Raw genomic sequence first — 24,629 nt, 5'->3', positions numbered from 1 at the left:
ATGAAGCTCGTACTGTTCCTGCATCTGGTTTTCGTCGCCGCCTGGATGAGCTGCGTGATCGTCGAAGGCATCTTCGAACACGCGATCGATCGAAGTCCGGCGCAGCGTACGTTCATCTCGAACCTGCACTGGGCCACCGACAAGTACGTCGAGATTCCGGCATTCACGATCGTGCTCGTCACGGGTGCGATCCTGCTCGCGCATCGCGCGCCGACGCCGCTGTTGCTGACGAAGGTCGCGTTCGGCACGCTCGCGATCGCGTTGAACGCAGTGTGCGTGTGGATCGTCGTGCGGCGCCGGCACTACGCGGCGCGCGACGACTATGCCGCGTGGGAGCGCATCGATCGCGTGCAGCACAAGCTCGGCGGGATCGTCGCGGTTGCGATGCTCGTCGCGCTCGGCATCGGCGGCTACATGTTCGCGGGAGCCCAATAAATGAAGGCATTGATTTTTCCCGGCCAGGGCGCGCAGGCGGCGGGCATGGGCGAGGGCCTCTTCGAGCGTTATCCGGCGCTCGTCGAAACGGCCGACGACGTGATGGGCCTGTCGGTCGAGCGGCTTTGCATCGAGAATCCGGACGGCCTGCTCGCCGACACCCGCTATGCGCAGCCCGCGATCTTCGTCGTCAACGCGCTGCACTTCGCCGCATGGCGCGACGCGCACGACGACGCCGACGTCTGGCTCGCCGGACACAGCCTCGGCGAATACAGCGCGCTCCTCGCCGCAGGTGCGTTCGACTTCCGCACCGGGCTCGAGATCGTCAAGCGGCGCGGCGAGCTGTTCGCATCGGTGAATGGCGGTGCGATGGCGGCCATCGTCGGCATCACCGCCGCCGAGCTCGGCCGCCGGTTGCGCGCCGCCGGCCTCGACGACGTCGATCTCGCGAACTTCAACAGCGCCGAGCAGACCGTGATCGCGGGTCCGGCCGCGTCGGTCGACGCCGCCGCGCGCAGGCTCGACGCATGCGGCGACGTCACCGTACTTCCGTTGAAGGTGAGCGGCGCCTTTCACTCGCGCTGCATGACGCCGCTCAAGCCGGCGTTCGAAGCGTTCGTCGCGCGCTTCGCGCTCGCTCAGCCCGCGCGGCCCGTCGTGTCGAACGTGACCGCGCACCCCTACCAGTCGCCCGGCACGCCCGCCGACTATCTCGTCGAGCAGCTCGACCAGCCGGTGCGCTGGCGCGACAGCGTCCGCACCATGCTGCGCTCGGGCGTCGACGAATGGGTCGAGCTCGGCCCCGGCCGCCGGATTCTCACGCGCCTGGTCGACGCGATCCGGCGCGAACCATCCGGGCGGCCCGCCGCGTTGCAACCCGCACCCCTTTGAAGAGGCTCGATCCGACATGTCATCCATCCAGTCCGCCCTCGCCGCCTGCCGCTCGCTGACCGCGCCGCCGCCGCTCGCGCCGGCGGCGAATTTCGCCGACGTGCTGCGCTTTCGCGCCGAGACGACGCCCGACGAGTTCGCGTACGGCTACCTCGGCTTCGGCCGCATGCCCGATCGCGTGATGCGCTACGGCAACATTCATCGCCGCGCGTGCGCGATCGCGCGCGAGATCGTCGCGCACGGCCGTCCCGGCGATCCCGTGCTGCTGATCTTCCCGTCCGCCGCCGACTTCATCGAAGCGTTCTTCGGCTGCCTGTACGCGGGCCGCATGGCCGTGCCGGCGCTACCGCCGCGCACCGAGAAGGAGCGCCGCCGGCTGATCTCGATCGCGCGCGACTGCGCGCCGTCGTTCGCGATCTGCGGCAACGGCGAGATGGACCCCGTGCGCGCCGAGCTGAGCGCGGCGGGCGTCGTCGCGCCGCCGTGCCGTGAAGTCGGCGCGATTTCCGACTGCAACGGCGGCCTCGGCGACGCCGCGCCCGCGCTGCCCGCCGTCGCGCCCGACAGCATCGCGTTCCTCCAGTACACGTCCGGCTCGACGTCCGATCCGAAGGGCGTGATGGTCGGCCACGACAACCTGCTCGCGAATTCACGGCTGCTGTACCGGCATTTCGGCGGCGACCGCGAGCGCTGGCTGGGCGTGTCGTGGCTGCCGCACTATCACGACATGGGGCTGATCCTCGGAATCCTGCAGCCGATCTATGCGGGGCGGCCCGCGGTATTCATGTCGCCGCAGGATTTCCTGCAACGGCCCACGCGCTGGCTGCATGCGGTGTCCGAATACGGCGCGACCTGCAGCGGCGCACCGAGCTTTGCGTACGACCTTTGCCAACGACGCGCGGATCGCATGGATGTCGGCTCGCTCGACCTCTCTACGTGGGCGTGCGCTTTCAACGGTGCGGAGCCGGTACAGCCACGGATCATGCGCAAATTTGCCGACGCGTTCGCGTCCGCCGGGTTTCGCTACGACGCTTTCGCGCCGTGCTACGGTCTCGCGGAACTGACGCTCGTCGCGACGTCGACGCAGATCGACGCACCCGTCGTGATCCGCCGCGCGGACTGCGCGGCGCTCGCCGACGGACGCTTCGAGCCGCACGGAGGCGACGGCAGGTCGATCGACGTCGTGTCGGTCGGCGCGCTCGCGGATGCGTACCAGACGTTGCGCATCGTCGATCCGTCGACGGGCGATACGCAGCCTGCGGCCAGGATCGGCGAGATCTGCTTCGCGAGCGACAGCGTCTGCCACGGCTACTTCGGCCGCCCGGACGCGACCGACGCGACGTTCCGCGCATACCGCTCCGACGCGTTTCCGAACGGCATGCTGCGCACGGGCGACCTCGGCTTCGTCGACGACCGCGGCCACCTGTTCATCGCCGGGCGGATCAAGGATCTGCTTATCCTGAACGGCGTGAACTACTATCCGCAGGACATCGAAGGCGCGGTGCTGAACGTGTCCGACCAGATTCGCCCGAACCGGCTCGCTGCGATCATGGTCGAGCGCGACGAGCAGGCGGGCGTCGTCGTCGTGCTCGAGGCGATCGGCCAGTTCGATCTCGCCGCGCTCGCGCCGGAAATCTGCCGCGAAGTATGGGACGCGTGCCAGTTGACGCTGAGCGGCGTCATCCGCGTGAAGAAGGGCGAGATCCATACGACGTCGAGCGGCAAGATCCAGCGTGCGACCTGCGCGAAGATGCTCGCGGACGGCGCGTACACGATCGAGGATGCGTATCTGCACGACGCCGCGCAGGCATGGCTCGCGCCCGTGGTCGAACAGTGCGCGTTGGCCGCACGCTGATCCGGCGCCGCCTCGCATCGCGCGCGCTGCCGGGTTATAGTCCGGCGGCGCGCGCCCGGTCCGTCGCCTTCGTCGTGGTCCCGCGCCGGCTTCCGACACCCACCCGCACGGGTGGCCCGCCGGGCGTTCCGGCATCCGATTCGTTCAAACGCCGCTCGATGGCTTCGTTGATTCTCGTTCTCGCCTGCCTCGTCGCAGGCGCCGCGCTCGCGCGGAGCAAGCGCCTGCCGGCCAACTTCCCGGCCAGCCTCAATTTCTTCGCGATCCAGATTTCGTTGCCCGCGCTCGTGCTGCAGCATCTGCACAAGATCGCGTTCGGCGCGGACGTGCTGTGGCTGTTCGCGACGCCCGCGATCGTGTTCGCGGCGACAGCCGCGCTCGCGCTCGCCGCGGGCGCGCTGCTGCGCCTCGACAAGGCGACGGTCGGCTGCCTCACGCTCGTCTGCGGCACGAGCAACACGTCGATCGTCGGCGTGCCGGTCGTGCAGGCGCTGATCGGAAGCGCCGCGATCGGCCATGCGCTCGTCGTCGACCAGGCGAACTTCATCGTGATGTGCACGGCGGGCCTCGTCGTCGCCGACCTGTACGCAGGCGGCACGATGAGCTGGCGCGGCGTCGCGCGGCAGCTCGCCGGCTACCGGCCGATTCAGGCGATGGTGCTCGCGCTGCTGCTGCGGCCGGTGCCGTTCCCGTCCGTCGTCGAGGACGTGCTGACCGCGCTCGGCGCAACCCTCACGCCCATCGCGATGATCTCGGTCGGCGCGAGCTTCAGCCTGCGCAGCGCGCGCGACGCCGCACGCAATTTCATGGTCGGCATCGGCCTCAAGCTGCTCGTCGTGCCGGCGATCGTGCTCGCCTGCGGGCTCTACGTGTTCGCGCAGCGGGGCGTACCGCTCGCCGTCGCGCTGGTGCAGGCGGCGATGCCGCCGATGATCATCGCGGGACTCATCGCCATCGACAAGAAGCTCGATCCGCCGCTCGCGGGCGCGCTGATGACGCTGGGCGTGCCGGCGTCGATCGCCGCCGCGTGGCTATGGTTTCAATTGACGTAAGCGGGCCGCCGTCAATCGACACGCCCGCCACCAAATTCCTTCATGTAATTGAACAATTCATAATCAGTCGACACGCCGAGCTTTTCCATTCCGGAACGTTTGTGTCGACTGACCGTTTTAACGCTGCGCTTAAGGCGCTCGGCCACCTCGGCAGCGGACAACCCCGTCACGAAGAGCAGCAGGATCTCCACTTCGCGAGGCGACAGGTGGCTCGCGCCCCGAAGGCAGGGCGCGCTTTCGAGGCATCGTCGGATCATCGAGGAGCGATAACGCTGCCCCGACGTGGCCGACCGTATCGCCGACAGCAGCTCATCTGGCGAGTCGGCCTTGCTCACTAGCGCGGCGACGCCCAGGCGCCAGATCTCCCGATAGATCGCGTAATTTTCCGCGGCGGTGAAGACCACGATCGGAAGTGCGGGGAAATTGCGTCGAACGTACCCTAGCGTACGCAATCCGCCGCCCTGCCTGTCGCCTTCGAACATGAAGTTGGTCACCAGCACGTCACACGCGTCCGCGTGCAGTATCGCGATCAGCGTCGCGCTGTCCGACACGCGATGCGTCACGCATCCGATGCCATGACTCGCGACCACTCGCTCCACACCCAACGCGAATATCGGCTGGTCGTCCGCAACAATAAGGTCTGGCGTCATGCCGGAAAAATAACCCGCCGCCGGTGCGGGATAACGCGCGACGCGAACCCGCGTACGCGGAAGCGAACGCGCCCGCGCGGAAGTCGGCGCCGCTACGGCGCACGCGCCGCGGGCACCCGGATGTATCCGCCTTCGGCATCCCCATAAACGTCGGCACATCCTTCGATCACGAATCCCGCAGTCAACGCGCACAGCGCGGCATCTCTCGCATCGACGGAAGTCAGCGTCGCGACGTCGATGCCCATCGTTTCCAGCAGTTGCCTGCGCTGAACGCGCTTCTGCTTCGCGGATGCAACGTCCTTGCCCAGCAGCGCGCACGTGATCGCATGCGGATAGGTCTCGAAGCTGACGCGCCCACCCGTGTAATGCGGCGCGGTCAACAGCGGGTACGCGCCGGCAAGCGCCCGATAGACCCGTTCGCCGACGAACATCCAGTCATAGAAGCCGGTGGTGTTGGCCAGCGCCCGCTCGCGCGCCGGAGTCGAGAACAACGAAATCCGTTCGCGCACCAGCGCACGCTCGGCCGGCCGATGGCCTTCCCCGGCCCACCATCGGCACGGCGAATCGACGCCGACGGCCACGACATCGTGCTCGACGCACAACGGCGGCAGCGCTTCCGGCGCAACGCCGTCGGCACGATACACGACCGACGTGCCGCGAAGGATCACGAGATCGCATTGCTTCCGGTTCCCGCCCACGTCGACGCCGGCGACGCAAGCGGATCGCTTCGCGTGCACGGTCACGCCGACGGCCGCGCGTCATACGCGGCGTCGAAGATCGCCTCGAGCCCCGGATGCACGCCGCGCATCCGATCGACGACGGCCTTGGCCCAGTCGAAATACGCCTGCCTGCGTTCGAGCGGCCAGTCCGCCGGCGGATGCCGCGCGACATCGCGCACGTTGCAGATCTTGTCGGCCAGCTTGACCAGCTTCGCGCGACGGCTGATGTGCGCCGCGTGTTCGATCTGCCGACGCTTGCGCTCGTCCTTCGACAACGACTTGTCGTCCGTCACCTCCATCACGATATCCGCGACGTCCTTGCCGAACAGGCGCAGCAATTCCTGCTCGGTCGTCTCCGTGTCCTCGACCGTATCGTGCAGCACCGCCGCGACGATCACGCGCTCGTCCTCGATGCCGGCCTCGTTGGCCAGCACGTCGGCCAGTGCGATCGGGTGATTGATGTACGGCGACGCTTCGTCGTCCTTGCGCCGCTGATTGCGATGCTTGTCCGCCGCGAACGCGATGGCTGCCACCAGCTTGTTCATGATTGCCCTTCCCCAAGTCGCCGGACGCGCGAAGCGCGCCGGCCATTCGTAACCTCGTGCATGCTTGCTAAATTCGCGCGCGAACCTACGCGAGCGCCGGCTCGCGCTGCAGCGCCACCACGTTGACCCGTTCGCCGAACACCGCCTTCACCAGCGGCAGCAGATGGTCGTGGTGCGTGAGGAACAGCACCTGCGTGCGCGTCGACAGGTCGCGCAGCGCCTCGAGGCCCGCCTTCGCCCGCGCGTCGTCGAAGTTGATGAACAGGTCGTCGGCGACGAACGGCAGCGCGGTCCGGTTGCGCAGCTGCAGTTCGAGCGCGGCGATCCGCAGCGCCAGGAACAGCTGGTCGCGCGTCCCCTCGCTCATGCCGGTCACCTCGACCGCCGTGCCCTTCGTCCGCTTCGCATGGAGCGCGGGCGGCGTGCGCTCGGTGTCGACCGTCAGCCGCGCAAACTCGCCCAGCGTGAGCCCCGCGAAGATTTCCCCGGCGCGCTTGAGCATCGGCCCCTGCTTCTGGTCGCGATAGCGATCCGTCGCCCACTTCAGCAGCCGGCTTGCCGTCGCGGCCTCCAGATACTGTTCGGCGGCATCGCCCATCGCGGCCAGCGCTTCCTGCCGCTTCGCCTCGGCGACGGCCGCATTCGCCTGGCCGTCGATCACGCCGAACGCCTGCTCCGCGACCACCTGTTGCTGCGCAAGCACGTTCAGGCGCTTGCCGACATCGCCCAGTTCCTGCTTCACCGATTCGAGCCGCGCCGGCACGTCGGCGAGGTCCTGCTCCGCGATCTCGGCCTCGATCGCGTCCTGCGAGAGTCCGTCGCCATCCCGCACGAGCGCCTCCCGCGCCGCATCGACCGACTGCCGCAGCTGGCGATGCCGGTCGGAACGCTCGGCGAGCGGCAGCGCCGCGTCGATCGCCGCCACGCCGGCCATCTCGAGGAGCGGCTGAATCCTGGCGTCCGCGCCCGCGACCGCGGCAACGGCATCCGCCACCTTGCCCTCGGCGTGCCGGATCGCGTCATCGGCGCGTTCGATCGCTTTCGCGGTTTCCGTGGCGGCCGCGAGCCGCGCCGTCAGCCGGCGCGCGACTTCCGGCCAGTTGCCGGCGGCCAGCAGCTCGGGATCGAGCGCTTCGGCGAGCCGGCGCGCGTCGCGTTCCAGCGCGGCCAGGTCGGCGCGGATCGCGGCGATGCGGCTGCGCGGCGCATCCGCGGCGGCCAGTTCGGCGGCGACGGCGTTCGCCAGCTCGACCGCGCCCTCAGCCGCCGCAAGCGTCACCGCGCTCGTGGTGAGCCGCGCGTCCGCCAGCGCCTCCCGCCATTGCGCCTGCCACGCGTCATAGGCCACCTGCGCGTGATCGGCTTTCGCCTGCGCGCCCGCACGCGCGCGCTCGACCTGACGCAGCTGATCCTCCAGGCTGCCCTGCTGCGCGCTCGATTTCTCCGCCGACTGCACGAACGACTCCGCGGCAGCGACGAGCGCCGCGAGCCCGTCGGCCTCGCTCCCGCGCGACACCGCCCGCAATGCGGACAGCAGCGCCGCCTGCGCCGCCACGCGCGCGGCGCGCGTCGACTCGAACTCGTGCGCCTGACGCTCGTACTCGGCTTGCGCGGCGAACACCATCTCGCGCTTCGCGAGCCAGTCGTTCATGTCGGCGAGCGGCATGCCCGGCACGCCGGCGGCCGTCGCGAGCCGCGTCCACGCGTCCCGGTGCGCGGACAGTTCCTGCTCGCGTTCGCCCAGCGCGGCCTGCCTGCGCGTCACGCCGGCGCGCGCGGACTCGACCTGCTGACGCAGCGACTGCAGCGTCGCCGCCGCCTGCGTCGTGCCGAGCCGCGAATCGACGAGTTCGTCCGCGAGCCGGATCGCGTCGTCGACCGCCGGCGCGCCGGCTTCGAGACCGACCGCGCCGCGCTTGATGTCGTCCCACGCGCCGTCGCGGCGCACCCGCGCCGCCAGGACGTCCGCGGTCGTGACGACCTTGTGGTTTTCCGCGAAATGCTTTTCCTGCAATTCGAGCCGCTCGAGCTCCTCGCGCGCATGATCCAGCGCGTCGCGCGCCGCCGCGACCGCGCCCGCATGCTCGTTGTCGTCCTTTTGCCACGCGACGAGCCGCGCCGTCGACGGCAGGTCGAGCGTGCGCAGCGCCGCCACGGGCTGGCGCCACTGCCCGAGCCCATCGAGCGCGTCCGTCAGCGCGCGTTCCGCCAACGTGACCTCGCGCTCGAGCGCCTGCTCCCGCGCTGCGCTGTTCCTGAAGGCCTGCGCGTCGGCGAGCGCCGTGCGCAGCGCTTCAGGCACCTCGACGGTCGACAGCCGGTCGAGCTGGTCCTTCAGTTCCGCAAGCTCGCGCACCTTCTCGTCGAGCGCTTCGCGCGCGCCGATCAGCGCCTGATGCAGCGCGCCGTGTTCGCGCAGCAGGTTGGTGACCGTCTTCAGCGACAGCGCCTTCGGCAGCGCCGCGCGCAACGCCGCTTCGTCCGCGGGCCAGCCGAGCTGCGCCGCGGCGCCGAACGCGGCGGACAAATGGCGCTCGACTTCCGCGTCGCGCAACAGCAGGTCCTGCGGATGATTCGCGCATGCGCTGCGCAGCCGGTCGAGCGCGTCGATGTCGGCGGCCAGCGCGAGCGCGTCGCCGTCCGCGACGATCGCTTCGCGCGCGTGCCGCTTGCCGGCGAGATCGGTGCGCCGCTCCTCCAGCACCTTGCGTTCCGCCGCGAGATCGCCCTGCGCCTTCAGCAGATCCGCCTGGGCGGTCGGCGGCAGCTCGACGACCGGGCCGAGCTCGACCAGCGCGGCGTCCTTGACCGTCAGCTCCTTCAGATACGGCGCGAGCCGCCGCACGCGCTCGAGCTTCGAGCGCAGCGATTCGAGCCGGCGCTGGTCGGCGCGCGCCTGTTCGATCTCGTGATCGACGGCCTCGCGGGCCTCCTTGCGATCGACCCAGTCCCGCGTGCGCACCTGCACCGCCTTCAGTTCGCCCACCGCTTCGTTGAAGGACGCCTCGGCCACCGCGAACGCGCTGCCGCTGCGCCGCGGCGCCCACAGCTCGCCCGAGCGCGCTTCCAGCTCCTCGCGCACCGGCCCGAGACTGCCGACGCCCGCCGCCGATTCGAACAGCACCTGGCCGAGCTTGTCGGACGCGTCGAGAATGCTCCTGCCGCCCTCGACCAGCCGCCCGTGATCGAGTCCGAACATCTGCTCGAAGAATTCCTTGCTCGCGCCGTCGAGGACCGCCGCCAGATAGTCGTCCGGCAGCCGCTCGTCGGCCGGCGTGCGCAGCGGCGTGCGGCCCCTCGCGCGATGGAACGCCATCTCGCCGGCCGCGCCTTCGAGCACGCCGCCGATCCGCAGCTCCGGCGTGCTGTGGAGGAAGTCGAGCGGCGTCTGCAGCTTCATCCCGAACAGCAGTTCCGACACGGCCGTCCGGATCGTCGACTTGCCGGCCTCGTTGGGCCCGACGATCACATGAAAATCATGGTCCGCGCGCGGAAAGCCGAGCGCCGCGTCGGTGAACTTGCCGTACTTGATCAGGTCGAGTCGCTTGATACGCATCGTTCATTCCCCCTGGGCCAGACGCGCCAGCAACGCGGGGCCGACCTGCTGCACCATTTCGGTCAGCTCGCCGGAGCGCGCCAGCGACAGCAGCGGCACCTCTTCCTTCACCTCGCTGCGCACCTTGCCGACGAACGGCTTCAGGTCGCGTTCGAGCAGCGCGAGAAATTCCGGATCGTGCGCGGCGTCCGCGAGGATCTGCTTCAGGTCCTCGAGCGCTTCGAGCTGCTCGGCCTCGCCATGCGACAGGTCCATCGCGGATGTCGCGACCTTGACCTTCTCGAGCCACAGCCGCTCGTTGCCGATGATGCCGATCTGGTTCAGCACTTCCGCGCGCAGCTGCGTCGCGCGGCCGAAGAACAGCCCGTGCGCGGGCGTGCGGCCCGTGACCGTCACGCGCACCGCGCGCGGCACGTGGCCGTCGACCGTCAGCAGCGCTTCCAGCGACTGCCCGATCTTCCGCGCGAGGTCGGCGATCGTGACGCAATCGGCCGCATCGACCGCGACGGCCTCCCAGCGCAGCACGTCGAGATACAGGCGCTCGACGCGCGTCGCGCCGCCCTCGACCGTCACGAGCACCGCGCCACGCCGGCCCGTCTCGCGGATGTGCCGGCCCTGCAGGTTCCCCGGAAACACGATCGTCGACGGCCCCGACCATTGCTGGAACTCGTGGACGTGCCCGAGCGCCCAGTAGTCGTAGCCTTTCGCGTGCAGCTCCGCGAGCGTGCAGGGCGCGTAGCTCGCGTGCGCCGTGTAGCCCTCGAGCGCCGTATGCAGCACGCCGATGTTGTAGCAGCCGGGCACGGGTTCCGGATAGCCGAGCGCGAGATTCTCGACGACCGCCTTGTCCTTGAAGCTCTGTCCGTGCAGCGCCACGTTGAATTCGGGCAGGCGATGCACTTCCGGCTTGCGGTGGCTGAACACCGTGACGTTGTCCGGCAGCGTGAGCTTCCTGGTCATCTCGCTCTCGGCGTCGTGGTTGCCCCACAGCACGTACGCGCGGATGCCCGCCTTGCGCAGGCGCCCCATCTGCTGGCCGAAGAAGATGCCGGTGTTGTGATCCTTCCAGTCGCCATCGTAGAGATCGCCGGCGATGACGAGAAAGGCCACCTCCTCCTCGATCGCGCGATCCACGAGCTGGCGCAGCGCGTCGCGGGACGCGTTGCGCAGCTGCGCGGCCGGCGCGTCGGGATAGGCGCTCAGGCCGTGCAGCGGGCTGTCCAGGTGTATGTCTGCCGCGTGGATGAACTTCACGACGATTCCTTAGATACGTAGCGGGGAGTGGCCGGTGCGCGCTGCCGCCGGGTGCGGCGTCGCGCCGAACCGGCGTCAACGGGCAGATTGTAGTGGCCAATCCGCCCGCCGCACCGTCAGTCACACTCCTGATAGCCGCCCGGCTCGCCGCAATGCCTGCACCGGAACCCATACGCCGTCGGCGACCCATCCCTGTCGAGCGCGGCAAGGAAGCGATCCCATTCCGGCCCTTCCGGCAATCCGGTCGAACTCGCCGATCGCGTAGACCGGACCGGCATAGCGGTAGCCGCGCGCCACGCCGCAACAGACGCAACGCGCATCCGATTCGACGACGCTGCCCGTCCCGAGCGGATCGGGGTGATACCGGAAAGTCGGCAACGTCATGCGGTACTCCGCTGGCGTGTCGTCATTCGCCGCGCGGCGCGGGCGGCGGCGCATAGCGATCGTCGTTGCCCGGGAAAGGATTCGCGTTGCGGCGCAATGCGTCTTCGTCATGCTTCTGCGCGAACAGCGCGACGCCGATCACGCCGACGTTCGCCGTATCGCCGAACTTCGCGTTCGCGACATAGCTGTCCGGCACCGACGCGAAACGGAAGGCCGCCACCTCGTCCCGGCTCTTGCGGAAGCCTTCGATCGTCAGCGTGCGGCCCGGGTAGAGCACGTAGCCGCCGTTCCCGTAGCTGCCCGGGCGCCCGGACAGCACGTCGAGCCCGTCGACCGTCGACACGACCTCGAACGTGCGGCGCCCCTGGTTGCGCAGCACGATCACGTAGCGCGCGCCCTTGACGCCCGCCATGTGCCAGCGGCCGTCGGTATGCGCGAGGCGCAGCGGCGCGCCGCCCTCGTCCGCGAAGGACAGCGCGACGTCGCCGTTCGCGAGCGCGACCCGCGTCGGCAGCGTGTGCACCGTCGCGGCGGCCGGACGTCCGGGCAACGCGTCGTTGTAATAGACCGACGTCACGTCGGTCGGCGTCGTCGGGCTCGCGCGCTCGAAATCGACCTGGCGCGTCTCGGAGCGCACCGCCTCGCCCCACGCGGTGCCGAGCCCGCGACGCTCGCCGGCGTCCGGCGCGGCGGAAGAGGCGGTGCCGGCGGGCGGCGGGAGCGACGAACTGCAGGCAGCAAGCCAGAGCGCGCAGACAAGCGCAAGCAGACGGAACAGGACGGTCATGGTCATCGATTCTCGGAATGTTATCGGTCCGCGCCGGGGCCCGGGCGCGGCACTTTCGTGTCAATTGCCGTCACGACGTCGATCGGACGGGGCCGCCATCGGCAACCGGCGCAGCACAGCCGGCCGCCGGTTGGGATCGGCTCCGCTATTTAAGCATGGCGCGTGCGGCGCGAACCGTCGCGACGTGACCGCCGCGTGACAGCGACCGCCCTAAAGTTCGACGCGCGGGCTGCCGTTAAGCCCCGGCAAGTCTTGTACACCAAGCGACACCGGATCCCCATGGACATTACAAATTGGAAGGAACATGCCCAGCGAACCCTCGCCGGGACAGGCGGCATGCACGAGGCCATCGCGCTGCTGGAGCGCGAACCCGACGAGACGGACTGGGAAGCCAACATGCTCCTCGGCATCCTCTACGGGCAGGCGCGCGATCTCGGCAACGCGGTCAAGTTCCTGGACAGGTCCGCGTCGCACAATCCGCGCAATCCGGACACGATCTTCTTCCTCGGCTGCTTTCGCGCGCTGCAGATTCCGGGCTTCCACAAGAGCTGGGCGGTCCGGCGCGACCACGCCAGGCAGGCGCTCGGCCTGGTCGAAAATTCGCCGGACGCGGCGCAATGGCCGCAGCTCAAGCTTTGCCTCGACATGCTCGCGACGGCCGCCAGCTACGTCGGCCCGCAGGAAGATGCGGAGTTCGCGTATCGCTGGCTGATCCGGATCGATCCCGGCAATGCCGGGCATTACGCGAATCTTTCGCAGATCCGCGCCGATGACGACCTGGACGAAGCCGCCGCGCTGCTGGACAAGGCGCAGTCGCTCAGCCCGAACAGCGCGAATCGCAACGACCTCGCGCTGTCGCGCAAGGTGCTGTCGGCCGGCGAGCGGCGCGCACCGATCGCCCGCGCGAAATACCCGACCACGAAGGAAATGCGCGGTGACCTCACGAGCGCCATCCGTTCCACCCTGCTCAAGGATTTGCCGAAACAGCGCTTCATCAGCGGGGACACGCGGTTCTTCACGCTCGGCTCGTGCTTCGCGCGCGAGATCGCCACGCGCTTGATCGAGCGCGGCTATCAGGCCGACTTCTTCGAAGTCGTCGAGCACATCAATTCGAGCTTCGCGAACCGGAGCATGGTCGACTGGGCGCAGGGCAAGTGCCAGGGCCAGAGCCGCGAGCGTCTCGACGAGCTGTTCGCATCCCTGAAGATCACGCCGGACGGACTGCGGGCGCGCTGGGCCGCGGCGAACGTGTTCATCTACACGCTCGGCGTGGCGCCTGCCTTCTTCGACAGGCAGTCCGGCGAGTTCGTGATGCCGTCGAGCTCGACGTTCGCGTCGCGCGCCTTCGCGGAAATGTACGACTTCCGGACCACGACGGTGCAGGAGAACCTGGAGAATCTCGAGTACATCGCGTCGTACATGCGCACGTTGAACCCGAACGTGAAGATCATGATTACCGTGAGCCCGGTGCCGCTGAAAACCACGTTCGAATTCAAGTCGGCGATGCAGGCGGACTGCATTTCGAAGTCGACGCTGCGCGTCGTCGCGCACGAGTTCGTCACGAAGCATCCGGACGTCGTCTACTGGCCGAGCTTCGAGGTCGTGCGCTGGCTCGGCGGGCACGTCGGGCCGTTCTACGGCAACGACGACGATGCCGCCCTTCACGTCGGCGACGACGTGGTCAAGGCCATCACCGACCTGTTCATCGAACACTATTCCTGACCGGGTCCGGCGCGCCGCCCGGCGGGCTCGAAGCCTCAGAGCGGCAGCCAGCCGAGCCGCCACGCCAGGTTGCGGCGCGCGCGCGCTTCGCAGCGCGCGTGGAACAGATCGGTGTGGTAGAGCCGCGGACGCGCCAGCAGCTCGCCGAGGATCGTGCGGACATGGCGGTCGTACGCGTGATCGTCGAGGTCCGTGCGCTCGGCGCGCAGCCGCAGGCCGTCTTCGCGAAAACGGCTGCGCGTCGCGCCCAGCACCGCGAGATCGATGTCGACCACGAAGCGGACATCCGGGTCCGCCGGCACGACGCGGTGCTGCGTCGCCAGGATCATGTCGCGAATGCGCTCGCCCGCTGCGATGCGCCCCGCCGCCCATTGCCGGAACCAGTCGGCGCTGCGCGCCTCGTTGTCGCCGGCGCCGGGCCGATAGATCACGTCGTGGCACCACAGCGCGAGCTCCACCGAGTCGGGATGCGGCACCACGCCGCGCGCCCGGTCGAGATCGCGCAGGCAGCGGCGGATATGGCGCAGCGTGTGATAGTGACGCGCCGCTTCGCCATAGCGCCGGGCAAGGTCCGCGTAGACGGCTTCGGCGTCGAGGCCGCCGCTGCGGGTCCATAAGGCGACGAAGCGCGCCTGCGTCTGGCTCATCCCCATTCCCTTGCGTTCGCCGCGGCGCTCAAAAAAATTCCTTGCGGATGTCGATGCTCGACCGCTCGCCGATATGCCGGTAGTTCTCCGCGAGCCACGCGTCAGCCTCGCGCCGCCCGTTGTCGCGCAGCCCGCACAGGAAATCCCAGTCCGCGTTGTACTTGCTGGAGACGCTGAGCGCGCACATCGCTTCGTCGGAGCGGATCGAGTGAATCCGCATTTCCTTCATCTCGTCGCGGGCGAGCTTGCCTTGCTGGATCAGTTCGGTGACGAACGCGATCGCGCGCATCTCGCGCATCAGCGACGAATTGAAGCTGATCTCGTTGATGCGGTTGAGGATGTCCGCCGCCGTCACGGGCACGCCCGGGCGAACCAGCGGGTTGATGTGCACGATCACGACGTCCCGCGTGTCGCAGTGGTAGATCAGCGGAAAGATCGCGGGATTGCCCATGTAGCCGCCGTCCCAGTAGTGCTGGCCGTCGATCGTGATCGCATGGAACAGGGTCGGCACGCAGGCCGACGCCAGCACGGCTTCCGCGCAGACGTCGTCGCCCGAGAAGATCCGGATCTTGCCCGTCTCGACGTTGGTCGCGCTCAGGTAGAGGCCGATCGGGCAGCGCTTCCTCAGCCCGTCGAAATCGACGTGATGCTCCAGCACCTCGCGCAGCGGGTTCAGGTTGTGCGGATTGAACTGGTACGGCGAGAAGATCCGCAGCACCATGTCCGCGAACGCATACAGCGGCGAGTGGTCGAGCCCGAAGCTGTGCGTGCCCTTCAGCCAGGGCATCCAGCGCAGCGGATTGTATTGCTCGGCCGACGCCGCGACCGCGCGCCAGAAGTCGTGCAGCGCGCCGCGAGCGGCGGCCTCGCCGCCCTGCAGCAGGCCATGCGCGAGCACCGTGGCATTCATCGCGCCGGCGCTGGTCGCGCTGACGCCCTCGATGGACAGCCGGCCGTCCTCAAGCAGGCGATCCAGCACGCCCCACGTGAACGCGCCGTGCATGCCGCCGCCCTGCAACGCCAGCGCGACCGGCTTGCGTGCGTCGCGTCCACGATGCCTTTCGCTCTTCGTGGCCATCTTCGGTCTCCCGTCATGATGCCGGTTCGCGTTGGCCGCACGCGCGTCGCCGATGCGCTTCAGCGCATGCGGCTCACCCGCCGTTCGATGCCAGCCGGTCGAGCAGCGCGGCGGCATCGCGCAGGTCGGCCGTATCGAAACCTTCCGCAAAGTTGCCGTACACCTCGGACAGCATCCGCCGCGCATCGGCCGCCCGGCCCTGGCCTTGCCACACGCGCGCAAGGCTCAGTACCGCGCGCAGCTCGAACGACCGGGCGCGCTGGCGGCGCGCGACGTCGATCGCCTGGCGCAGACAGCCTTCCGCCTCGTCCGCGCCGCCCGCCGCGCCAAGCAGCAGCGACGCCTTGAGTCGATGCAGCTCGGCCTCGTAGCAGTGCTCGCCGGTGCGCGCCGCCAACGCCATCGCTTCGTCGATCGCACCGAGGCCCGCCGCCGGATCGCCGGCGCGTGCGCAATGTTCCGCGAGCAGCGCGAGAAAGTACGTGCAGCCCATCGCGGCGCCGGTCGCGCGGTAGCCGTCGAGGCCCGCGCGCATCTGCGCGATCCCGTCCGCGAGGTCGCCCTGCTCGCTCAGCGCCCAGCCCCGCAGGACCGCGCCCCACGCATGCCAGAACGGCAGCCCCTGCTCGGTCGCAAGCGTCATCAGCGCCTCGGCGTGCTCGCGCGCCGCGCCGGCTTCGCGCCGGAACTGACGAAACTGCGCCGCGTACGCGAGCGTCAGCGCCAGCGTCGGGACGTGGGCGACCTGCCGGGCCCGCGCGAGCGCCTGCTGGCAGCGCAGGTTCGCCTGATCCGCGCAGCCCAGATGCCACAGGGTCCACGCGAGGAAATTCAGGCAGCGGATGCCCGGATCGATCGTGCCGGCGAACGCTGGCCCGGGGCGCGGTTCGGCGTCGAGCAGCGCCAGCGCCCGCTCCCCGTGAGCCAGTGCGCGCACGAGATCGCCTTCGAAGAACAGGCTGGCCGACAGCGCGAGATGCGCCTCCACGAGCAGCCCAGGATGCTGCGCCTGGCGCGCCATGCGCAACATCCTGTTGCCGATCTCGCGGGCAGTCGCGTACTCCGCGCGCAAGTGGTAATGCGTCCTCAGCCCGAGCTGCACCAAAAAGAGCTGGGAGATCTCGCCGATCTGCTCGCACAGCGCCAGCGCGCGCGTATAGTTCGCCGCGACGTCCGGCGCGCCGTAGCCGCGGACCGCCATCAACGCCGGTCCCAGCGCGATTCGCAGAGCGAGTTCCCGATGCGCGCGCTCGGGCGTGTCGGGCAGGCGCTCGAGCAGCTCCAGCGCCGCGCCGAGGTGGCGCATCGCGTCCGGCTGCGCGGAATGCTGGAGCGCCTGTTGCCCGGTGCGGTACAGGTACTCGACGGCTTTCGGCACGTTGCCGCTCAGCCGGTAGTGGTGCGCGAGTTCGCTGCAGTAGTCCGCGATGCGAGTCGGGAACAGCGCCTCGATCGCCTGCGCGGTGCGCTCGTGCAGCGCGCTGCGCCGCTCGTTGAGCAGCGAGTGCCCGGCGACTTCCTGCGTCAGCGCGTGCTTGAACGAATACTCGACCTCGGGGAACGCGGGCCGCTCGTAAATGAATTCCGCGGTCTCCAGCCGCGCCAGCAGACGGCGCAGATCGTCGTCCGTCCGCGCGGCCTGGCCGTCGCAGATGCAGCGGATCAGGCTGAACGGAAACTCCTTGCCGATCACCGCGAGCGTCTGCAGCAGCTCCTTCTCATCGATCGCGAGCCGGTCGATGCGGGCGGCCAGCACGCCCTGCACGGTCGTCGGAATGTGCAGCGCAGCCGGAATCCGCTCGATCCGGTAGTGCGCCGGTTCGCCGAGCAGCGCATGTTCCTCGACGAGCGTCTGAACCACTTCCTCCATGAAGAACGGATTGCCCTCCGTGTTTTCGAGGATCAGCTGCTTGAGGGGCGCGAGGGTGGGATCGTCGCCGAGCAGCGCGGCGAGCAGCCCCTGGGCCTCGGCCGGGCCCAGCGGTTCGAGCCGCAATTGCGTGCGATGCGCTGCGCGTTCCCAGACCGGCGGATATTCGGGCCGGTAGTTCACGAGGAGCAGGATCCGCGTGCGCTCGACGCGCTCGATCAGGCAGGCGAGAAATGCTTCGGTCTCCAGATCGAGCCATTGCAGGTCCTCGAACAGCAGCTCGACCGGCTGGTCGCGGCTCTCGCGCGCCAGCAGCCGGATGATCGCGTCGAACGTGCGATCGCGCCGGATCTGCGGGTCCATTTCCGCGAGCGCCGGTTCGCCGTCGCCGACGCCCAGCAGATAAAGCAGGTAAGGCACCAGCTCCTCGAAACTGCGCTCGAGCGTCAGCACCTTGCCCATCACCTTCTCGCGGCAGCGCCGCTCGTCGTCCTGCGCGGCGATCTGGAAATAGTTCTTCAGCAGCTCGATCAGCGGCAGGTACGCGAAGGCCTTGCCGTGCGACACCGAGAACGTTTCCAGCACGAGGCAGCCGCGCCGCGAACGCTCCTTGAACTCGAGGAACAGCCGCGATTTGCCGACGCCGGCCTCGCCGACCACCGCGACGACCTGCCCGCGGCCCGCGCCGGCCTGCCGCAGCGCGCCGTGCAGGTGCTCGAGTTCGGCGTCGCGGCCGACGAAGCGCGCGAGGCCGCGATGCGCGGCCAGCTGCAACCGCGTGCGCAATGCGCCGAGACCCAGCACCTCGTACACCGACAGCGGCTCGGGAATGCCTTTGACCTGGGTAGCGCCCAGCGCCTTGAACTCGAAATAGCCTTCGGCCAGCCGATGGGTCGACTCGCTCACGAGGATCGACGACGGCGTCGCGATGCCTTCCATGCGCGATGCGATATGGATCGTGTGCCCGACCGGATCGTAATCGGTGTGCAGGTCGTCGGTGCGGATCGAGCGCACGACGACTTCGCCGGTATGCACGCCGACGCGAATCTGCAGCGGGATGCCTTTCTCCAGACGAATCCGGTCGCTGTGACGGCGCATCGCCTGCTGCATGCGCAACGCCGCGAACAGCGCGCGCTGCGGATGGTCTTCATGGGCGATCGGCGCGCCGAACAGCGCGAGAATGCCGTCGCCGAGCGATTTCGCGACGTAGCCTTCGTAGTAGTGGACGGCTTCCATCATCAGCGCGACGACGGGCTCGATCAGCCGATGCGCCTCTTCCGGGTCGAGATCGTGGATCAATGCGGTGGAGCCGGCCATGTCCGCGAACAGCGCGGTGACGGTCTTGCGCTCGCCGGCGGTTCCGCCGCGCGCTTCCATCGCCGCCTGTTCGGCGAGGATGCGCTCGGCGAGGTGCTGCGGCGTGTAATGGATCGGCGCCGGGGACGGGCCGGCGGGTCCGGCGGCCGGCCGCGGGCCGTCATGCGCATCGGTCAGCGGCGCGCCGCATTCGCTGCAGAACTTCGCGGAGGCGCCCGACTCGTGGCCGCAGCGTGGGCAGATGCGCGTCAACGCGGCCCCGCAGGTCTCACAGAAGCCGGCCCCGGCGGGGTTGTCGAATCCGCAATGTGCGCAGCGCATACGATCGCTTCCCCTGCCCGGAACCTGCTCTTACCCATTCTAGTGCCGCACCTGCGTGCGGCAAGCGGCGATCGGGATATGGCATTCCCTCGGTTCCGGCCGACGGTCATATGCGTCGTGCGCGCAGCGTCGATCGTCCTGCCGGTGCGATGCCGGTTTCACGCGAGCCGGCGGGCATGCCGCGCGGCCAGGGCCTGTTCACGCCTGCGGCTTCGGCTGGATAAGCCGCAGGATCCGGCTGTCGTACGGCGCTTGCAAGATCTCCGCGATGCGGATCTCGGCGGTGGCCGGGTGCAGAGGATTGAGCAGGAAGTTGTGCGCATGCGGGACGACCGCGCTCGGCACGCGCAGCAACGCGCTCGGCTTCGTCTGCAGCCACTCGGTGCCCGCGCCCTTCGTCCAGTCGGGATTCGTCCGCCAGTCGGCCGGCGCGTCGTGCTCGACGATCTCGGCCACCGCAACCGAGTCGGGCACCTCGACGCGCAGCAGCTGGTAGCCGTTCGGCAGTTGCGCTACGGAGGCGATCTCCAGATGAACGAGCGTCTCGAGCAGCGCCAGCGCCGGGTGCTCGGCGAGATACACGACCGGCTGCCCCGCAAAGTGCCAGCGGCCGCCGGCGCGCAACCCGCCGATGCCCTTCAGGTCGGCGTAATTGCTGATTCGCCACAGCGTCGTCAAGCGAAGTACCCTTCGTCGATCTGCGTGAGCGCCTCTTCGACGAGCCGCGCGCCGTGCTCGGTGCTTGCCATGTCGAGCGAGGTCCGGCCGCCGAAGCGCTGGAGCCCGCTGCGCAACCACGTCATCGCCTTGTCCGGGTCGCCGAAGGTGGCGGTCGCCTGCGCGACGATCCGCGCAAGGCGGATCGCCTTGTCGGACTCTTCGGGAGACAGGCGTTCATGTGCCTGGCGACGGTGGCTCAGCGTCCGGCGCGGAATGATGAACGCCAGTTCGTCCGACTTGAGCCCGCGCTCCGACAGCCGGTCGATGACCGCGACGTCGACGCGCGCGTTCGCCAGCTCGGCGAGATCCGCGCCCGACCGGACGCGGGTTGCCAGCAGCTGTTCGAGAATCGCGAACTCGGCCTGGCGCGGATGCGCGACGCCGGACGGATGGAAAGCGATGGTTGCCATGAGCCCTCCTCGGCAATTTGCCCAACCATTATAGGCGTTTTGCCGATCCATTGGCGATGCGGGATATCCTGGCTTTGTCACGTAACAACTCTTCAAAGCGCGAACATACGAATGGGGAGTTCCCCTTCGATCAATCCACGCCCGACCAATCATCAGACAAGACATGGAATCGACCGTGGATCGTTAACCCCATTGCAATAATTTTTCGCTGGAACCGGTATTTCCGACCGGTATCGCCATCGCTACGATGCAATCAACCGCTCAGCACAACCAGTGAAGCGCGAAATCAAGGAAATCGGAGGTCAACATGAAATCGTTCGTCTACGCCGTGGTCGCAGCCACTGCCCTGTCGACGTCGTATGGCGCATTCGCCCAATCGAGCCAGCCGACGCCGACGCGCGCGCAGGTTCGCGCGGAACTGGTCCAGCTCGAGCAGGCCGGGTACAAGCCGGAAGTGTCCGACGTCCATTACCCGCAGGCGCTGCAGGCCGCGCAGATGCGCGTCACGAACGCCGACGAAACCGGCTATGGCGCGCAGTCAGCGGCCGGCGTTCGCGCGGGCCACGCCGTGTCGGTCACACAGAGCGGCCCCGGCTCGGTCTACTTCGGTCATTAAGCCGGCCCGTCGCTCGCGCATCGCGAGCGCAATCGAACGACTGAACACCACGCCCCCGACCGTCGGGGGCGTGGTGTTTTCACATTCGGGCACTTCCCCCTGAAAATAATCAGGAATACTTGAATATCGGGCGCGTCCGCACCTTGCGCCCCGACGACGTCCACGTTCCGGGCCGGCCGACCTCCATCATCACGAGCGCAAACCCGGCACGTTTGAGCATAGAATTCCGGCGAGTACGGAGCCGGCCGACGCGGCCGCGCGCAGGTCGTGAAGACCGCCGGGAACATCCCGGTCGCTGCCGCGTTCGCCGGCTGTTCTGAAGCGGTACCCATGCGCATTTTTCAAAAGGAGCGGTTTCATGTCTCAAGCATCCGGATCCATGATCACCTTTCGCCGCCCGGACGGCCAGGAACTGCAGGCCTATCTGGCTACGCCGGAAAAAACCGACGGCGCGCCCGCGGTCGTCGTCATCCAGGAATGGTGGGGCCTGAATGACCAGATCCGCGGCGTCGCGGACCGGCTCGCCCGGGCCGGGTACTTCGCGCTCGTTCCCGACCTGTACCGCGGGAAATCAACGGTCGAGGCGGAAGAAGCGCACCACCTGATGAGCGCGCTCGACTTCGGCGACGCGGCGTCTCAAGACATTCCCGGCGCAGTGCAGTACCTGAAGACGCACGCCGGGCGCATCGCCGTCACCGGCTTCTGCATGGGTGGCGCACTGACCCTGCTCGCGTTGCAGAACGCCGACGTGACGGCCGGCGTCGCGTGGTACGGCCTGCCCCCGCTCGACTACATCGACGCGTCGAAGATCAAGGCGCCCGTGATGGGCCACTGGGCGACGCAGGATGCGTTCTTTACGATCGATCAGGTGGACGCGCTGGAAAAGAAGCTGAGCGCCGCGAACGTCGACTTCACGTTCCATCGCTACCTCGCGCATCACGCATTCGCGAACGAGACCGCCGTCGGCACCGGCCGCCTGCCGGGCACGCAGTACGATCCGGCATGGTCGCAGATCGCATGGGACCGGACGCTCACGTTCCTCGGCCGCACGCTGTGGACGACCGAGCCGAAGTAAGCGCGTTGCGATACGCGTGATCGTCGTCTGCCGGCCGGGAGCATGCGGCCGGCGGATGATGGTCGGGGTCTCGAAGGTATCGTGCCGGTCGCCATCCGTTCGCAACGAACGGTGCAACAGAAGCGCGCGTTACGCCGTCACGGCGACGCCGCGCCAACTCACGATTGACCGGAACCGCACAGCGCCGCCTCGTCGGCGGCCAGCATCTCGGGCACGCATTCCCGCAGGAACTCGACGAAGGTCCGGATCTTCGCGTCGAGGTACTGCCGCGACGGATACAGCGTATAGACCGTCAGCTTCTGCAGCCGGTATTCGGGCAGCACGCGGACCAGCGCGCCGCTGCGCAGCGCGGGCACCGCGGTCGACATCGGCAGCGAGCCGATGCCGAGACCGGCGCGCAGCGCGGCGCCGAGCGCATCGGCAACATTCACCTGAAAGTCGGGTAGCGGAAGCTCGAAGGTCTCGCGGCCGTCGGGGCCGTCGAGATGCCAGCGGTCGCGCGGAAACACCGGCGTGACGATCTGCAGGCAGGCGTGCGCCTCGAGGTCCCTGATCGTCTGCGGCGTGCCGTGTTCGCGCAGGTACGCGGGCGACGCGCACAGCACGCTGTGCACGGTGCCGAGCCGCTGCGACACAAGCCCGGAATCGGGCAGCTCCGTCGTGCTCAATTGCAGCGACACGTCGTAGCCTTCGTCGATGATGTCGGGCACGTGCTGCGACAGCGTCAGCTCGACCGCCACCGACGGATAGCGCTCGCGGTAGCGCACGACCGCCGGCACCACGTACGCCTGGCCGAAGCTCGTCGTCGCGTGCACGTGCAGCCGGCCCGACGGCTTGGCCTGCGCGTCCGCCGCTTCCGCCTCGGCCTCGTCGATGTATGCGAGCACCCGCTGGCAGCGATCCAGGTAGCGCTGCCCCGCATCGGTGAGCGCGATGCGGCGCGTGCTGCGATTGAGGAGGCGCGTGCGCAGATGCGTTTCCAGTTGCGCAACCGAACGCGATGCGTAGGCCGTCGTGATGTCCAGGCGCTGGGCGGCGCTCGTGAAGCTGCCCTCCTCCGCGACGCGGACAAAAATGCGCATCATCTGCAGCGTGTCCATCGACAGCCCCCGGGAATGAGATCGCCTCGCGCCATGCGGCCCTGGCCATCGCGAAGCGCGAGGCCGGGACCGTGCCTGTATCGTCTCGGCGCGAGCCTTGCAACGCAAGCTGATGACGGCGTCGCTCCGCTTCGGCACGAATGGTGCGGAACAGTACAGCAGCGCCAAGGGCGTGTCCAGTTCGGCATGATCCCGACCGCGGCGGTCAACCCGACGCTTCCGGACGACGCATCGTCGATGTCGACATACGCCCGCTCGGACGGACTCCTGATGGTGTGACCGGCGAGGGCGACCGGGTTGCCTGCGGCGGCTATGCGCGCGCGGACGAATCGAACGGGCTCCGCAACACGATGGTGTCGTCGCGCTCCGGTCCGGTCGTGATCAGCGAAACGGGCACGCCGACGAGCGCCTCGACGCGTTCGACGAAGCGGCGCGCCGCTTCCGGCAGATCGCCGAGCCGCCGCTTGCCGGCGACCGTGCCGGTCCACCCGTCGAACTGCTCGTAGATCGGCTTCGCGCGGGACTGCGCAGCGAGGCTCGCGGGCAGATGATCGATGCGCGTTCCGTCGAGCTCGTATCCGACGCCGAGCCGGATCGCGTCGAACCCGTCCAGCACGTCGAGCTTGGTCAGCGCCAGCGAATCGATGCCGGACACCTTGACGGCCTGGCGCAGCTGGACGGCGTCGAGCCATCCGCAGCGGCGCGGCCGGCCGGTATTGACGCCGTACTCGCGCCCGCGTTCCCGCAGCCGCTCGCCGATCTCGTCGGCAAGCTCGGTGACGAATGGTCCGCCGCCGACGCGGGTCGCATAGGCCTTGGTCACGCCCAGCACGCGGCCGAGCTTCGATGCGCCGAGACCGGTGCCGGCGGCGGCCGCCGACGCGACCGTGCCTGATGACGTCACGAACGGATACGTGCCCCAGTCGATGTCCAGCATCACGGCTTGCGAGCCTTCGAACAGGATCTTCCTGCCCTGGTCGTGCGCGTCGTTGAGATCGGCCCATACGGGCCGCACGAACGGCAGCACCTTGGGCGCGAGGTCGGCGAGCATCGGCAGCATCGCGTCGCGCGACCATGTGTCGAGGCCCAGGCCGCGGAACCACGCATTGTGATGATCGAGCAGCGCGTCGAGCTTGCGTGCGAGTCCGTCCGGATCGGCCAGGTCGCAAACCCGCAGCCCCCGGCGACCAACCTTGTCTTCGTAGGCGGGGCCGATCCCGCGCAGCGTCGTGCCGATCGGTTCGCGGCGCAACTGCTCCTGTGCGCGGTCGACGGCCCGGTGAATCGGCAGGACCAGCGTGGCGTTCTCGGCGATCGACAGGTTGTCCGGCGTCACCGCGACCCCGAGTTCCGCCATGCGCGCAATCTCGGCGAGCAGCGCTTCAGGATCGAGCGCGACGCCGTTGCCGATCACGCCCGGCTTGCCGCGCACCAGCCCGCTCGGCAACAGCGCGAGCTTGTAGGTCTTCCCGTCGACGACCAGCGTATGTCCCGCGTTGTGGCCGCCGTTGTACCGCGCGACGATGTCGGCCTGCCCCGCGAGCCAGTCCACCAGACGCCCCTTGCCCTCGTCGCCCCACTGCGCGCCCACCACCACGACATTCGGCATGCTTCGATCTCCATGT

22 protein-coding genes are annotated in these 24,629 nt (G+C 68.7%); 7 read left to right on the top strand and 15 right to left on the bottom strand.

Features of this window, described 5'->3' with window-relative positions; all coding sequences use genetic code 11:
- The 4 genes from B7P44_RS33060 to B7P44_RS33045 all read left to right on the top strand — a co-directional run bounded on the left by B7P44_RS33060 (position 1) and on the right by B7P44_RS33045 (position 4,233).
- On the top strand, positions 1-435 hold the full coding sequence (locus B7P44_RS33060) for a hypothetical protein (RefSeq protein ID WP_084910252.1): 435 nt from the start codon (positions 1-3) through the stop codon (positions 433-435).
- Positions 436-1,326: an ACP S-malonyltransferase gene (gene fabD, locus B7P44_RS33055; protein WP_084910251.1), complete on the top strand. Its 891-nt coding sequence runs from the start codon at positions 436-438 to the stop codon at positions 1,324-1,326.
- Positions 1,327-1,342: 16 nt separating this feature from the next.
- A complete protein-coding gene (locus B7P44_RS33050; protein ID WP_084910250.1) occupies positions 1,343-3,181 on the top strand; it encodes a fatty acyl-AMP ligase in 1,839 nt (612 codons plus the stop codon).
- Positions 3,182-3,339: 158 nt separating this feature from the next.
- Complete coding sequence (locus tag B7P44_RS33045; protein ID WP_084910249.1) at positions 3,340-4,233, top strand: AEC family transporter; 894 nt, start codon at positions 3,340-3,342, stop codon at positions 4,231-4,233.
- An 11-nt stretch (positions 4,234-4,244) separates the two neighbouring features.
- Here B7P44_RS33045 and B7P44_RS33040 read toward each other — a convergent pair whose 3' ends face one another.
- The 7 genes from B7P44_RS33040 to B7P44_RS33010 form a co-directional block, all read right to left on the bottom strand.
- A complete protein-coding gene (locus B7P44_RS33040; protein WP_162296940.1) occupies positions 4,245-4,883 on the bottom strand; it encodes a LuxR C-terminal-related transcriptional regulator in 639 nt (212 codons plus the stop codon).
- 92 nt (positions 4,884-4,975) lie between these two features.
- Positions 4,976-5,626, bottom strand: a complete 651-nt coding sequence (locus B7P44_RS33035) for a DUF429 domain-containing protein (RefSeq protein ID WP_084910247.1) — start codon at positions 5,624-5,626, stop codon at positions 4,976-4,978.
- Positions 5,623-6,147: an HD domain-containing protein gene (locus B7P44_RS33030; protein WP_084910246.1), complete on the bottom strand. Its 525-nt coding sequence runs from the start codon at positions 6,145-6,147 to the stop codon at positions 5,623-5,625. The genes B7P44_RS33035 and B7P44_RS33030 overlap by 4 nt, the downstream gene beginning before the upstream one ends.
- Positions 6,148-6,232: 85 nt before the next feature.
- Complete coding sequence (locus B7P44_RS33025; RefSeq protein WP_084910245.1) at positions 6,233-9,703, bottom strand: YhaN family protein; 3,471 nt, start codon at positions 9,701-9,703, stop codon at positions 6,233-6,235.
- A 3-nt stretch (positions 9,704-9,706) separates the two neighbouring features.
- Positions 9,707-10,957, bottom strand: coding sequence for a metallophosphoesterase family protein (locus B7P44_RS33020; protein ID WP_084910244.1), 1,251 nt, complete (start codon positions 10,955-10,957; stop codon positions 9,707-9,709).
- 120 nt (positions 10,958-11,077) lie between these two features.
- A complete protein-coding gene (locus B7P44_RS33015) occupies positions 11,078-11,341 on the bottom strand; it encodes a CbrC family protein (protein ID WP_084910671.1) in 264 nt (87 codons plus the stop codon).
- A gap of 22 nt (positions 11,342-11,363) precedes the next feature.
- Positions 11,364-12,128, bottom strand: coding sequence for a hypothetical protein (locus B7P44_RS33010; RefSeq protein ID WP_084910243.1), 765 nt, complete (start codon positions 12,126-12,128; stop codon positions 11,364-11,366).
- Positions 12,129-12,464: 336 nt separating this feature from the next.
- Here B7P44_RS33010 and B7P44_RS33005 point away from each other — a divergent pair, with 336 nt between their 5' ends.
- Positions 12,465-13,850: a GSCFA domain-containing protein gene (locus B7P44_RS33005; protein ID WP_231716870.1), complete on the top strand. Its 1,386-nt coding sequence runs from the start codon at positions 12,465-12,467 to the stop codon at positions 13,848-13,850.
- A gap of 35 nt (positions 13,851-13,885) precedes the next feature.
- Here the strand turns inward: B7P44_RS33005 and B7P44_RS33000 are convergent, their stop codons facing one another.
- From B7P44_RS33000 to parS, 5 genes are all read right to left on the bottom strand, one after another.
- Positions 13,886-14,497, bottom strand: coding sequence for an HD domain-containing protein (locus tag B7P44_RS33000; protein WP_084910669.1), 612 nt, complete (start codon positions 14,495-14,497; stop codon positions 13,886-13,888).
- Between the two features lie 28 nt (positions 14,498-14,525).
- Positions 14,526-15,575, bottom strand: coding sequence for a patatin-like phospholipase family protein (locus B7P44_RS32995; RefSeq protein ID WP_084910667.1), 1,050 nt, complete (start codon positions 15,573-15,575; stop codon positions 14,526-14,528).
- 73 nt (positions 15,576-15,648) lie between these two features.
- Positions 15,649-19,083 carry an adenylate/guanylate cyclase domain-containing protein gene (locus B7P44_RS32990; protein WP_084910241.1) on the bottom strand — a complete coding sequence of 1,145 codons (3,435 nt, stop codon included), beginning with the start codon at positions 19,081-19,083 and terminating at the stop codon, positions 15,649-15,651.
- Between the two features lie 198 nt (positions 19,084-19,281).
- The gene (locus B7P44_RS32985; RefSeq protein ID WP_084910240.1) at positions 19,282-19,761 is read right to left on the bottom strand and encodes an RES family NAD+ phosphorylase; all 480 of its coding nucleotides are present in this window, start codon (positions 19,759-19,761) and stop codon (positions 19,282-19,284) included.
- Complete coding sequence (gene parS, locus B7P44_RS32980) at positions 19,758-20,213, bottom strand: Xre family toxin-antitoxin system antitoxin (protein WP_084910239.1); 456 nt, start codon at positions 20,211-20,213, stop codon at positions 19,758-19,760. The genes B7P44_RS32985 and parS overlap by 4 nt, the downstream gene beginning before the upstream one ends.
- A gap of 307 nt (positions 20,214-20,520) precedes the next feature.
- On the opposite strand from parS, the gene B7P44_RS32975 reads away from it, so the two are divergent.
- A complete protein-coding gene (locus B7P44_RS32975; RefSeq protein ID WP_084910238.1) occupies positions 20,521-20,829 on the top strand; it encodes a DUF4148 domain-containing protein in 309 nt (102 codons plus the stop codon).
- Between the two features lie 189 nt (positions 20,830-21,018).
- Here B7P44_RS32975 and B7P44_RS36930 read toward each other — a convergent pair whose 3' ends face one another.
- The gene (locus B7P44_RS36930) at positions 21,019-21,189 is read right to left on the bottom strand and encodes a hypothetical protein (RefSeq protein WP_157721133.1); all 171 of its coding nucleotides are present in this window, start codon (positions 21,187-21,189) and stop codon (positions 21,019-21,021) included.
- On the opposite strand from B7P44_RS36930, the gene B7P44_RS32970 reads away from it, so the two are divergent.
- Positions 21,188-21,904 carry a dienelactone hydrolase family protein gene (locus tag B7P44_RS32970; protein WP_084910237.1) on the top strand — a complete coding sequence of 239 codons (717 nt, stop codon included), beginning with the start codon at positions 21,188-21,190 and terminating at the stop codon, positions 21,902-21,904. The genes B7P44_RS36930 and B7P44_RS32970 overlap by 2 nt on opposite strands.
- A gap of 158 nt (positions 21,905-22,062) precedes the next feature.
- On the opposite strand, the gene B7P44_RS32965 is transcribed toward B7P44_RS32970, so the two are convergent.
- Both B7P44_RS32965 and B7P44_RS32960 read right to left on the bottom strand, forming a co-directional pair.
- On the bottom strand, positions 22,063-23,004 hold the full coding sequence (locus B7P44_RS32965; RefSeq protein ID WP_084910236.1) for a LysR family transcriptional regulator: 942 nt from the start codon (positions 23,002-23,004) through the stop codon (positions 22,063-22,065).
- 310 nt (positions 23,005-23,314) lie between these two features.
- Positions 23,315-24,613: an adenylosuccinate synthase gene (locus B7P44_RS32960; protein WP_084910235.1), complete on the bottom strand. Its 1,299-nt coding sequence runs from the start codon at positions 24,611-24,613 to the stop codon at positions 23,315-23,317.
- Positions 24,614-24,629: the final 16 nt, after the last annotated feature.

Source organism: Burkholderia ubonensis subsp. mesacidophila (assembly GCF_002097715.1).
GTDB lineage: Bacteria > Pseudomonadota > Gammaproteobacteria > Burkholderiales > Burkholderiaceae > Burkholderia > Burkholderia mesacidophila.
Note: the sequence above shows the minus strand (reverse complement) of the source record. Positions and strands in the feature narration are given on the sequence as shown.